11 protein-coding genes are annotated in these 13,570 nt (G+C 33.5%); 7 read left to right on the top strand and 4 right to left on the bottom strand.

Going from position 1 to position 13,570, the window contains the following annotated elements; genetic code table 11:
- Nucleotides 1-32: 32 nt before the first annotated feature.
- The 3 genes from RH81_RS08925 to panC are packed head-to-tail and all read right to left on the bottom strand — an operon-like array spanning nt 33 to nt 2,205.
- Entirely contained in the window at nt 33-986 is a 954-nt protein-coding gene (locus RH81_RS08925) for a lysylphosphatidylglycerol synthase transmembrane domain-containing protein (protein WP_033959809.1), read from the bottom strand.
- Between the two features lie 4 nt (nt 987-990).
- Nucleotides 991-1,341, bottom strand: coding sequence for an aspartate 1-decarboxylase (gene panD, locus RH81_RS08920; protein WP_033959808.1), 351 nt, complete (start codon nt 1,339-1,341; stop codon nt 991-993).
- Between the two features lie 12 nt (nt 1,342-1,353).
- Entirely contained in the window at nt 1,354-2,205 is an 852-nt protein-coding gene (gene panC, locus RH81_RS08915) for a pantoate--beta-alanine ligase (protein WP_033959807.1), read from the bottom strand.
- 108 nt (nt 2,206-2,313) lie between these two features.
- Here panC and RH81_RS08910 point away from each other — a divergent pair, with 108 nt between their 5' ends.
- From RH81_RS08910 to RH81_RS08880, 7 genes are all read left to right on the top strand, one after another.
- Nucleotides 2,314-3,123, top strand: a complete 810-nt coding sequence (locus tag RH81_RS08910) for a glycogen/starch synthase (RefSeq protein WP_033959806.1) — start codon at nt 2,314-2,316, stop codon at nt 3,121-3,123.
- Between the two features lie 12 nt (nt 3,124-3,135).
- A complete protein-coding gene (locus RH81_RS08905) occupies nt 3,136-4,782 on the top strand; it encodes a BamH family beta-barrel-assembly machinery protein (RefSeq protein ID WP_033959805.1) in 1,647 nt (548 codons plus the stop codon).
- 8 nt (nt 4,783-4,790) lie between these two features.
- The gene (glmS, locus tag RH81_RS08900; protein WP_033959804.1) at nt 4,791-6,638 is read left to right on the top strand and encodes a glutamine--fructose-6-phosphate transaminase (isomerizing); all 1,848 of its coding nucleotides are present in this window, start codon (nt 4,791-4,793) and stop codon (nt 6,636-6,638) included.
- 163 nt (nt 6,639-6,801) lie between these two features.
- Nucleotides 6,802-9,630, top strand: coding sequence for a TonB-dependent receptor (locus tag RH81_RS08895; RefSeq protein WP_033959803.1), 2,829 nt, complete (start codon nt 6,802-6,804; stop codon nt 9,628-9,630).
- Between the two features lie 22 nt (nt 9,631-9,652).
- Nucleotides 9,653-11,302, top strand: a complete 1,650-nt coding sequence (locus RH81_RS08890) for a lipase (protein WP_033959802.1) — start codon at nt 9,653-9,655, stop codon at nt 11,300-11,302.
- Between the two features lie 191 nt (nt 11,303-11,493).
- The gene (atpD, locus tag RH81_RS08885) at nt 11,494-13,002 is read left to right on the top strand and encodes a F0F1 ATP synthase subunit beta (protein WP_033959800.1); all 1,509 of its coding nucleotides are present in this window, start codon (nt 11,494-11,496) and stop codon (nt 13,000-13,002) included.
- Nucleotides 13,003-13,021: 19 nt separating this feature from the next.
- Nucleotides 13,022-13,297, top strand: a complete 276-nt coding sequence (locus tag RH81_RS08880) for a F0F1 ATP synthase subunit delta/epsilon (protein ID WP_033959799.1) — start codon at nt 13,022-13,024, stop codon at nt 13,295-13,297.
- 80 nt (nt 13,298-13,377) lie between these two features.
- Here RH81_RS08880 and RH81_RS17010 read toward each other — a convergent pair whose 3' ends face one another.
- Complete coding sequence (locus RH81_RS17010) at nt 13,378-13,545, bottom strand: hypothetical protein (RefSeq protein ID WP_161791980.1); 168 nt, start codon at nt 13,543-13,545, stop codon at nt 13,378-13,380.
- Nucleotides 13,546-13,570: the final 25 nt, after the last annotated feature.

Raw genomic sequence — 13,570 nt, 5'->3', positions numbered from 1 at the left:
GGTTATTATATTATGCAATGCAAGGTAAAAAATTATTCCTTTCTATTGTAGATAGGTAAGTAAATTAGAGACAAACCACCAAGAATAATTATCATAAATGTTTGTGATGACCACATAATCCAACCAAAAGCAATACTAGGTTCTTTAGCAATGGCAAATATGGAAAACGCTGCATAAATCGCTACTGGATAAGAACCAATACCTCCATTTGTTGCTGCAATACTAAAGCTAGCAGATATAAATCCTATTAAAATTGCCGCTAAAGGCAAGGTTGAAGTTTCTTCTAGTGATAAAGATGTTACATAAAACATTAAGACATACATTGCCCAAATAAACAGTGTATGAAAAATAAATGCCCATTTGTGTTTCATTTTAAAAATAGTCATGATTCCTTCAACTAATCCAGTAACAAAGGATCTAACTTTAATAGCAAAATTCGACTGGCTTCTTTTTATAAAAACGAATAGAGAAGTTATTAGAACCAATACTAAAACTAAACCAAAAATGATTTTTTTAGGTTCAAATCGTTCAACAAAAAACTGGTAAATAAAATCAAACTCTAAAAATAAAGTAATTGATATGATGCCTAGCATGACGAGCATATCAGCAATACGCTCAGCGACTATTGTCCCAAAACCTTTTTCAAAAGGTACACCTTCATAATTAGTTAATATAGTTGCTCGAGTAATTTCTCCGGCTCTAGGAATAGTATAATTAACAAGATAGGTTGCAAAAACAGCCATAATACTATTTGGTAATCTTAAGGTATAACCTAAAGGTTCAATCATAAACTTCCAGCGATATGCTCTTGAGAGGTGACTTAATAAACCAAAAAACAGACCTAAACTAATATAGAAATAGTCAGCATTTTTAAAATACGTGATTAACTCTTCAACAGAAATTTTAGATAGTGAATACCATACTAACAACACTCCTAATAATAAAGGGAGGACTATTTTTAGGAATTTTGCTGTCTTTTTATTCAAAAGTTTACTTTAAAAGATTAGTAGCTTCATCAGGAAACACTAATGATGGTTTGAACACTTTTGCGTCTTCAATATCCATAAACGCATAAGTTATTAAAATAAGTGTATCACCTACGGAAACTTTACGAGCGGCTGCTCCATTTAGTGTAATTTCACCACTATTTCGTGGACCAGGAATACAATAAGTTTCTAAGCGCTCTCCATTATCGTTATTTACGATTTGAACTTTTTCACCTTGAATAACATTAGCGGCTTCCATTAAATTTTCATCAATAGTGATACTACCAATGTAATTAAGGGCTGCGCCTGTAACTTTTACTCTATGAATCTTAGATTTTACTACCTGAATTTGCATAGGCAAAGATAATTAATTTAGTGCGATATTATCTATAAGTCTAATATCATCTGCATATACAGCTATAAAAGCTCTATATGTCTTTTTGTTAGATTTTCGTTTTGCAGTTTTAAGAGTATCTATATCTGCAATTAAAAAATATTCTAATTCTAATAAATCATGTTTAGCAAATTGACTCTCAACCCATTTCGTCACTTTATTAGCACTGTTGGTACGAAATTTTTCTTTGGCTGTATTAAGTGTTTTGTAGATAAAGGGAGCTGCTATTCTATATTCCGGTTTCAATCTCGTATTACGAGAACTCATAGCTAAACCATCTTTAGCTCTATGTATTTTACAACCAACAACTTCAACAGGTAAGTGGTATTTTTCAACTAGTTTCTTTACAATCATTAATTGTTGAAAGTCCTTCTCACCAAAATACGATTTATCAGGTCTAACAATTTCAAATAGTCGTTTTACTATGGTACCTACTCCATCAAAATGGCCATCTCTAAATCTACCTTCCATTTCATGCTCAAGACCATCGTAATTAAAGGAAGCCGACTTCACATCATCTCCATAAATATCTTCAACTGTAGGTGCATATATTACAATTTTACTTTTTGATATCGTACTGAGTAATTCGGCATCTTTATTTAAAGTTCTTGGATATTTCACGAGGTCTTCTTCATTATCGAACTGGGTAGGATTAACAAAAACACTAACCACGACAATGTCATTTTGTTGCAGACCTTTTTCAATTAAAGATGCATGACCTAGATGCAATGCTCCCATTGTAGGAACAAAACCAATTGTTTTTTTATTCGCTTTAAGATCCTCAACATAAATATTGAGTTCTTTTTTATTGTAGTATATCTTCACCTTGTAACAAAAGTTTAACAGCGTGCAAACTTAATATTTTACTGGCAATCTGCATAAATTTTTGTAATTTTGCATGTTTTTAATTTTAATTCCAAAAACGACAGATTTATGAAAGATAAGAGAATATTGTATGTGTCATCTGAGGTTGTACCATATTTACCAGAAACTGAGATTTCTTCAATGTCATTTGAAGCACCCAAAATGGTAAACAAACAAGGTGGACAAATACGAATATTTATGCCTCGTTACGGAAACATAAATGAAAGAAGACATCAATTACATGAAGTGATTAGGTTATCTGGAATAAACCTTGTAATCAATGACTTAGACATGCCTTTGATAATTAAAGTTGCATCAATTCCAAAAGAAAGAATTCAGGTATACTTTATTGATAATGAAGAATACTTCAAACGAAAAGCTACACTTACAGATGAAGACGGGAAATTATTTCCAGATAACGATGAGCGTGCTATCTTTTTTGCAAAAGGTGTTATTGAAACTGTAAAAAAATTAAACTGGTCTCCAGATATTATTCATGTTAATGGATGGCTAGCATCTTTATTACCATTATATCTAAAAGAATTTTATAAAGACGAACCTTTATTTACTGAAAGTAAAATTGTGACCTCTATATACAATCAAAGCTTCGAAGGAACGTTAGATAAGGACATGGTCAAAAAAGTGAAATTTGATAATATTGATGAAGCTAGTCTTAAATTACTAAATACTCCTAATTATAGCAACCTGATGAAAATTGCAATAGATCATTCAGATGCTTTAATTAAAGGCTCTAGTGATTTGCCAAAAGATCTTGAAGACCATTTAGACGCTTGTGAAAAACCTGTCTTAGATTATTTTCCAATTGAAGAATTTGCAGAACCTTACACAGAGTTTTACAACACCAAAGTACTAAATTAGTTAAAAGCATACATGAAAAATAAGAAAATTGCCCTAAGAAACTTAATGATTCTTGCAATAACAACAAGCTTTTTTATTGCTTGTGATAAAGATTTTGCAACTATAGAATCTGATATTATAAATGATGATAATGCAACAAATTTTGATACTTTTTCAAGAGAATTTGATGTTATTGCTTTCACAAAAGCTTTGCCTCCAGTTCAAACTAGCTTATTACCAGTTAATATGTTGGGCGTTTATAATGATGATATTTACGGACAAACAACTGGTAATATTGTAACTCAATTAAGGTCTTCTCTATTAGACCCAGACTTTGGTGATGGCGTTATTTTAGATTCAGTGGTTATAAGCATACCATACTTTAGTAGGGCTATTGAAGTTAATAGTGATGGAGAAACTATTTATGAATTAGATTCAGTTTTTGGATCTGCTGAAATGAAACTTTCTATTTATGAAAGCAATTATTTTTTAAGAGATTTTGATCCAACTTCAAGTATTAACGATTCTCAAGTTTATTATTCAGACCAATCCACAGGTACAAGTCCTATTAGTGATTCACAACTTGAGGGTACATTGATTCATGAAATTCCTGTATTTATTCCAAGTGCAAAACAAATACAATTAAAAAATTCAGATCAGGAGATTACAGGACGTTCTGTTCCTGCCTTACGTATTTCGTTCAATGCTGACGACCCAACAGATCAAGATGAAATTGATTACTGGCAAGAAAAGATTATCGACAAAGAAGATCAGCCAGAACTAAGCAATACCAACAACTTTAACGATTATTTTAGAGGTTTATATTTCAAATCTGAAGCTAATGTAGCTGGAACTGGGACTATGTCTCTATTAAACTTTGCAAACTCTAATGCAAACGTAACATTATACTACACAAGAGATAACTCACTTTCTGATTCAGATCCTATTCAAACAACTTTTGTTTTAAGTTTTACTGGAAACCGAGCAAACTTTTTATCAAATGACCATGTGTATCCTGTTGGTGACGAAATTCAAGGTGATGAATTGTTATACCTAAAAGGAGGAGAAGGCTCTATAGCTACTATAAAGTTGTTTGATGGCGAGAATACAGATGATGACATTCTATTTAATAGCTTTGAAACTTTTAAGAATGAGTTCGTTGAAATAGACGAAGATGGAAAATTCATTAAAAGTAAAAAACTAATAAATGAAGCGCATCTCATTTTTTATGTTGACCAATCTAGTGTTAACAATGTTATTGAACCAGAACGTATCTATTTGTACAACATGGATAACAATACACCTTTAATTGATTACTTTTTTGATACAGCAAGTACAATAACGCCTGTTAATTCAAGAACTGGTCATTTAGGTCGACTAGAACGTGAGGATGGTGAAGACGGAAATGGCGTTAGATACAAGATTAGAATTACTGAACATATTAATAATTTATTAATAAGAGATTCAACAAATGTTAGCCTAGGCTTAGCGGTCTCAGGGAATGTTAACGTTGAAAGTAATTCTCAAGATTATGATGTTTTAAACACTGATGATTCCATCGATAACGTGCCTGTAAGTTCAATTGTAACACAAAGAGGAACAGTTCTTATCGGAAATAACACTATGGACCCAGAAAAAAAATTATATTTGGAAATCTTTTATACAGAACCAAATAATTAGAAATTACTATGTGCGGAATTGTTGGATACATTGGTCATCGTGAAGCTTACCCTATTATTCTTAAAGGTCTTAAACGATTAGAATATAGAGGTTATGATAGTGCAGGAATTGCTCTATTTGATGGAAATGATATTAAATTATCAAAAACCAAAGGCAAAGTTGCTGACCTTGAGGAAAAAGTTGGAAAAGAAATTCCTACTAGTGCAACCTTAGGTATTGGTCACACACGCTGGGCAACTCATGGTGTTCCAAATGATGTTAACTCACATCCACATTATTCTAATTCAGGTAATCTTGTTATAATTCATAATGGTATTATAGAAAATTATGAATCTTTAAAAAAAGAATTAATAAAAAGAGGTTATGTCTTCAAATCTGATACAGATACTGAGGTTTTAGTCAATCTTATTGAAGATGTCAAGAAAAACGAAAACATAAAACTAGGAAAAGCTGTTCAGATTGCTTTAAATCAAGTTATTGGAGCTTATGCTATTGCCGTTTTTGACAAAAATAAACCTAACGAAATTGTAGTTGCAAGACTTGGTAGTCCTTTAGCTATCGGAATTGGAGATGACGAATTTTTCATAGCTAGTGATGCTTCCCCTTTTATTGAGTATACAAAAAATGCTATTTATCTTGAAGATGAAGAGATGGCTGTTATTCGACGAGACAAAGGTGTAAAAGTTAGAAAGATTAAAGATGACTCGTTAGTAGATCCTTACGTTCAAGAGCTTCAGCTTAATCTAGAACAAATTGAAAAAGGTGGCTATGATCACTTTATGCTTAAGGAAATTTTCGAACAACCAAGTGCAATTAGAGACACTTTTAGAGGTCGTATGTTACCAAATGAAGGCATCATAAAAATGTCTGGTATTGAAGACAATATGAAAACCTTCCTAAATGCCAACAGAATTATTGTTATAGCATGTGGAACGTCTTGGCACGCTGGTTTAGTTTCAGAATATATTTTTGAAGATTTAGCTAGAATCCCTGTAGAAGTTGAATATGCTTCAGAGTTTAGATATAGAAATCCAGTTATTACTGATAAAGATGTCGTGATCGCCATTTCTCAATCAGGAGAAACTGCAGATACATTGGCAGCAATTAAATTAGCGAAATCTAGAGGCGCTTTTGTCTTTGGAGTATGTAATGTAGTTGGTTCATCTATTGCAAGAGAAACAGATGCAGGAGCTTATACACATGCTGGTCCAGAAATTGGAGTAGCTTCTACAAAAGCATTTACTACACAAATAACTGTTTTAACTTTAATTGCACTTCGTCTTGCTAGAGCTAAAGGAACAATTTCTAGTTCAGAGTTTAGACATCATATGATTGAATTAGAGCTTATTCCAGAAAAAGTTAAAAAAGCTCTTGAGTCAGATGCATATGTTAAGACTATTGCAGATATTTATAAAAATTCAAAAAACTTTTTATACTTAGGAAGAGGATATAATTTCCCAGTTGCACTTGAAGGGGCTTTAAAACTTAAAGAGATATCTTATATCCATGCAGAAGGTTATCCAGCTGCAGAAATGAAACATGGACCTATTGCCTTAATAGATGAAAACATGCCAATTGTTGTAATAGCAACAAAAAAAGGACATTACGAAAAAGTTGTAAGTAACATTCAAGAAATCAAATCCCGTAAAGGTAAAATTATTGGAATTGTTACTGAAGGTGATGAACAAGTAAGGGCATTAGCAGATCATGTTATTGAAGTTCCTGAGACAATAGAATCGTTAACACCTCTGTTAACAACAATTCCATTGCAGCTGTTATCATACCACATTGCTTTAATGTTAGAAAAAAATGTTGATCAGCCTAGAAACCTTGCCAAAGCAGTAACGGTAGAATAGCCATTAGTAAACAGACAAAAACATTGTCATTTTAGGAATTTAACAAAAATCATATATGCTTTTTGCTAAAAACTATTATGCATGCATACTTTTTTGAGAAATATTCACTGCATTCGCATATAATTATTTATATTGCTATAATAAATTTAACTAATTCCCTAAAATGAAGACACTTTTTAAAACTATTATGTTGTTTTGTTGTGCACTAACTTTTGCGCAAACAACAGTAAAAGGTAAAATCACTGATAATAATGGCCAACCCTTACCAGGAGCCAATATTATTGTAATTGGAACCACTACAGGTACAATTTCAGATTATGATGGTAATTACACCTTAACAGTTTCCCAAGACCCACCATTTACAATACAAATAAGTAGTGTAGGTTTTGAAACTGTTGATCAAGAGATTACCACTAACCCTCAAACGATTGATGTGATCTTAAGTGAAGGTACGTCCTTAGATGAGGTGGTTATTTCAGCTTCTAGAACTCCAGAGCGAGTTTTTGAATCTCCAGTTACTATTGAACGATTTGGATTAAAGGAAATCAAAAACACTGCATCTGCAGATTTTTATGATGGCCTTGAAAACCTCAAAGGGGTAGACATTAATACCAATAGTTTAACTTTTAAATCTATAAACACTAGAGGTTTTGCAACTTTTGCAAACACACGTTTCATGCAATTAGTTGACGGTATGGACAACTCAGCTCCTGCATTAAATTTCCCATTAGGAAACTTATTAGGAATGATTGAGACAGATGTTCTTAGTGTTGAATTATTGCCTGGAGCATCATCTGCACTATACGGAGCAAATGCTTTTAATGGTATTTTATTCATGCGAAGTAAAAACCCTTTTGACCACCAAGGTTTAAGTGGTTATATAAAACAAGGAATTACATCTCAAGACGCAGCAGGTGACAATGACTATACGGATTTTGGAATAAGAGGTGCATTCAAATTTAGTGAGCACTTTGCAGCTAAAGTGAATTTCTCATATTTAAAAGGTACCGATTGGTATGCAAACAATGCTAGTGGTAAAGACAACAAAAATTTTGTAGATGGAACAAGTACTAGAGAAAACGACATTAATTATGATGGTGTAAACGTCTATGGTGATTTAGTTTCAACTAATATAAAAGGTGTTGCACAAATATTAGTAGATACAGGAATTACAAATGGTGTAGATATTGTTCCATTAATCCCTTCTGTAAATGTAAGTAGAACTGGATATAGAGAACAAGATTTAACTGACTATAATGCAGAAAGCATTAAAGCAGATTGGGGTTTATATTTTAGACCTTGGGCTAATGACTTCGAAATTCAGTATGTAGGTAAAGTTGGTTCTGGTTCTACCATTTACCAAGGATCAAACAGATATACTATTAAAAACTTCTTTTTACAGCAACATAAAATTGAAATTAAAAATGATAACTTCTTCGTAAGAGGTTATGTTAATTCTGATAATGCTGGAGATTCTTACGATATGGTATTTACTGGTGTAAATATCAACAGACAATGGAAATCTGATGAAGTTTGGTTTGGAACATACGTAAATGGTTTCACTAATGCTACCATAGGTGGATTAAATGCGACCCAAGCACATGCTGTAGCAAGACAAGCAGCAGACACAGGTCGTTTTTTACCAGGAACTCCAGAATTTGAAGCTGCTTTTGATAAGGTGACTAATGATCCTAGTGTATTAACTGGTAGTCAATTTAAAGATGAATCAAAATTTTATCATGGTGATGCTAATTATAATTTTAGTCACATGGTTGATTGGGCAGAAATTCAAGTTGGTGGTTCTTACAGACAATACCAATTAAATTCTTTTGGATCTATATATACTGATAAAGATGGTCCTATTGATTATTCAGAATTTGGTGTTTACACACAAATACAGAAAAAATTCTTAGAAGAAGATCGTTTAAAATTAACAGCATCTATGCGTTATGATAAATCTGAATTCTTTGATGGTTTTATATCTCCAAGAGTTTCAGTTGGATATAATATTGGCGAAGATGAAAATCATAACATTAGAGCTTCTTTCCAAACAGGATTTAGAAACCCAGACACACAATCACTTTACATTGGTTTAGATGCCGGAAGAATTATCCTTGTTGGTAGTGCTCCCGATAACCCAGGAAGAGAGGTTAGACCTTATGATTTAAGCTCAACAGGTCAATCTGTTTTAGGTGGTTCAACTGTTTTGTTTAGCGCAGAAAACGCTTATGCTAATTCATTTACAGCAAGTTCAGTAACTACTTTCGGACAATCTTTTAATCCAGGTGATTTAGAAATAGCGAGTCCTAGTAAAGTAAAACCAGAACAGGTTTCTTCAGTTGAAGTTGGATACAGAGGTAAAATAAAAAATAAACTTATTGTAGATTTTAGTGCATACTATAATCAATACAAAGATTTTATAACTACTGTAGATGTTGTTACACCTTTTTATGGAGATGTAGAATTTCAACAAATACTTCCAGGTACAAGTACACCTCTAGCTCTTGCAGCTTTAGGAAGTGGAGATGCTACAGCTTTTAGAGCATATACTAACACTGACGCTGATGTGAATTCTTATGGAGCTGCTATTGGTCTTAGTTCAAAAATTCTTAATGGTTTTGATATAGGCCTTAATTATACCTATGCAAAGTTAGATTTTGATGCCGAAGGAAATCCAGATTTCCAAACTAATTTTAATACACCAGAACATAAAGTTAAAGCCTCTTTTGGTAAGGTTAATCTATTAGATAATTTAGGCTTCAACGTAGCATGGAGATGGAGTGATACGTATTTCTGGGAAGCATCTTTTGCTCAAGGGCAAGTGCCTTCTTTTCACGTATTTGATGCGCAAATCAATTATAGAGTTCCTTCTTTAAAATCGACTTTTAAAATTGGTGCAGCTAATCTTGGAGGAGAAGAATACTTTACTGCTGTAGGAACTGGACTTATTGGATCTCAATACTACTTGTCTTGGACAATAAATAACTTATAAGAAGAATCAAAAAAAAAACAAAATGAAACATATAAAATATATATTATTCTCAGCGGTACTGATTGCTTTCGCATCATGTAGTGAAGATGACGATTTCGTAAACAAAGAAATCATAGAAACCTTACCAGCCTTAACTGTTGGTTCAGCAGATTTTTCAAATTATGTCGCAATTGGAGCGTCTTTTACTGCTGGTGTTACTGATGGTGGTTTATTTATTGCTGGTCAAGAACGTTCATTCCCACAATTACTGTCAGAACAGTTTGCAATTGGTGGAGGAGGGACTTTCACTCAACCGTTAATGGCAGATAATACTGGTGGAATTTTAGCAGGTGGTAATGTAGTTGGTAATTATAGACTTGTTTTTGGTGGAGCAGGACCTGTCCCATTAGATGCATTTTTAACAAGTCAAGGGGCACCAGTGCCTCCTATTACAACGGAAGCTGGAAATAATATTGGCAGTAACTTCAATAACTTTGGAATTCCTAGCGCGAAGAGTTTTCATCTAGTAACACCAGGTTATGCCGCTTTTAATCCCTTCTATACGAGAATCGCTTCTTCAGGAACATCAACAGTTTTAGGTGATGCATTAGCGCAAAATCCAACATTTTTCACATTAAGTGAAGTTGGTGGAAATGACGTCTTAGGTTATGCTACTTCTGGAGGAACAGGTGTAGATCAAACAGGAAACTTTGATCCATCAAGTTATGAAAGAAATGATATCACTGATCCTAATGTATTTGGCCAAGCATTTTCAAGTATGGTTGATGCATTAACTCAAAATGGTGCTAAAGGTGTGGTTACAACTGTACCAGATATCACTAGTTTATCTCATTTCACAACAGTACCTCATAATCCATTAGATCCAAATGATCCAGATACTGGAGCAGGTCTCGTAGCGCAAATACCTACACTAAACCAAATATATGGCGCTCTAAACCAAATATTTGCTGTAGCAGATCCATCACGTATTATTACGTTTTCAACAACTGAAACTAATGAAGTAGTAATTATAGACGAAGATTTAGCTGATTTATCTGCTGTGATAGCAGGAACTTTAGGTCCAGATCCAGCATTCGCTGCATTTATTGGACAATTTGGATTACCTCCTGAAGCCGCACCATTAGTTGCTGGTTTCTTAGGAGCGACATATGGACAAGCAAGAGAAGCAAATGCAAATGATTTACTTGTGTTACCTAGCAGTTCTATTATTGGAAAAGTAAATGAAGCAAATGCTGCAGCTTTAGCTCCAGTATTAGGACCTCAAGTAGCAGGTCAATTTTCAGTTGAGGGTATAACTTTACCTTTAGAAGATAAATGGGTATTAACGCCTCAAGAACAAAACGCTATTGCAATGGCAACTTCAGCTTATAACGCAACAATCTTTGCTGTAACAGACGCAAATCCAAATGTTGCTGTAGCAGATTTAAGAGCAGTTTTAGAACAAGCTTCTGTGTCTGGTTATCCATATGATGATTATTTGATGACAACAGATTTAGTTTTTGGTGGTTTAGTAAGTTTAGATGGAATTCATCTAACATCTAGAGGATATGGCTTAATGGCTACAGAATTCTTAGTAGCAATTGATGAAGCTTTTGGTTCAAATTTTATAGCATCGGGAACAACTCCTGTTGCTGATGATTTACCAACAAACTACTCTCCTAGCCTACAATAAAATATCATAAAATACGACTTAAAAAACACCTTCAAATTGAAGGTGTTTTTTTATACAGAAAAAAGCAAAAAAAATGCCTTTATTTTTCAATTAAAAAATATATCTTTGCAGCGCGAAAAAGTAGTGCTTTGTTATATTATATGAAGTCTATTTTTCAGTATTGAAATATCTAAACATTAAACACATAAGTAATGTCAAAAGTTACAGGTAAAGTTGCACAAATAGTAGGTCCAGTTATCGATGTTCAATTCGGAGCTGATTCTGAACTTCCAAAAATTTATGATTCGTTAGAAATTAAGAAAGCTGACGGTTCTCTTTTAGTACTAGAAGTACAATCTCACATTGGTGAAGATAGTGTTCGTACTATTGCTATGGATTCATCTGATGGTTTAAGTAGAGGAACAGAAGTTACGGCTACTGGTGCTCCTATTCAAATGCCAATTGGAGATGATATTTACGGACGTCTTTTCAATGTAATTGGAGATGCTATTGATGGTATTGGAGATTTACCTAAAGCAGGTGATGCAGGTTTACCAATTCACAGACAAGCTCCTAGATTTGAAGATTTATCAACATCTACTGAGGTTTTATTTACTGGTATTAAAGTAATCGATTTAATTGAGCCTTATGCTAAAGGTGGTAAAATTGGTTTATTTGGTGGTGCTGGTGTAGGTAAAACAGTATTGATTCAAGAGTTGATTAACAACATTGCGAAAGGACACGGTGGACTTTCAGTATTTGCTGGTGTAGGAGAACGTACTCGTGAAGGGAACGATTTACTTCGTGAAATGTTAGAGTCAGGTATTATCAAGTATGGTGATGAGTTTATGCACTCTATGGAAGAAGGCGGATGGGATTTATCTAAAGTTGATAAATCTGTAATGAAAGAATCTAAAGCAACTTTCGTATTTGGACAAATGAATGAGCCTCCTGGAGCTCGTGCACGTGTGGCACTTTCAGGATTAACTATAGCAGAATATTTCCGTGATGGGGCTGGTGAAGGACAAGGGAAAGATGTACTTTTCTTCGTAGATAATATCTTCCGTTTTACACAAGCTGGATCTGAGGTATCTGCATTATTAGGTCGTATGCCTTCTGCGGTAGGTTACCAACCAACATTAGCAACAGAAATGGGTGCGATGCAAGAACGTATTACATCAACAAAAAGAGGATCTATTACATCTGTACAAGCGGTTTACGTACCTGCAGATGATTTAACCGATCCTGCTCCTGCTACAACCTTTGCTCACTTAGATGCAACAACAGTTTTATCTCGTAAAATTGCTGAGTTAGGTATTTATCCTGCTGTGGATCCTTTAGATTCTACATCACGTATCTTAACAGCTGACATTTTAGGAGCTGAACATTATGATTGTGCACAAAGAGTAAAAGAGTTATTACAACGTTATAAAGAATTACAAGATATTATTGCCATCTTAGGTATGGAAGAATTATCTGAAGAAGATAAAATGGCTGTAGGTAGAGCTAGACGTGTACAACGTTTCTTATCACAACCTTTCCACGTAGCTGAGCAATTTACAGGACTTAAAGGTGTTTTAGTAGATATTAAAGAAACTATTAAAGGATTTAATATGATTATGGATGGTGAATTAGATCACTTACCAGAAGCAGCGTTTAACCTTAAAGGAACTATTGAAGAAGCTATTGAAGCTGGAGATAAAATGCTTGCTGAAGCTTAATATAAAAACAACCTAAATTATGTATTTAGAAATTGTATCACCAGAAGCTACATTGTTTAGCGGAGAAGTAACAAGTGTTGCTGTTCCTGGTGTATCTGGTGAGTTTGAAATGCTTAATAATCACGCACCTGTTGTATCGCTTTTAAAAGAAGGCAATGTAAAGATTAATGGAAACATTACTTTAGAAGAAGAGGTTGAAGCTAAATTCAACAAAACGGATAAAGGATTTTGGTTACCTATTACTTCTGGAACTATTGAAATGAAAGACAATAAAGTAATCGTTCTCGCAGATTAAGTTTACTTTATTTACAAATATTAAAAACGCCAAACATATGTTTGGCGTTTTTTGTTTATAATACTGATTTAGGCAGTCTGTTAAAAGCTACTTAATCCTGCGACGTAGTTAGTATACATCTCAGATTGAAGCGAATTAATTACAGCCATAATCGTTTTAATGAATAAGGCTACAAACAGTACTAATAGTAAAACTGTAGTACAATCTAAAGCCTTTAAAAACTGAAAGTTTTTGTTTTTAGTTTGCATTTTAGTTGATTGAGTTGGTTAGAAT

This window comes from Psychroserpens jangbogonensis (assembly GCF_000797465.1).
GTDB lineage: Bacteria > Bacteroidota > Bacteroidia > Flavobacteriales > Flavobacteriaceae > Psychroserpens > Psychroserpens jangbogonensis.
Note: the sequence above shows the minus strand (reverse complement) of the source record. Positions and strands in the feature narration are given on the sequence as shown.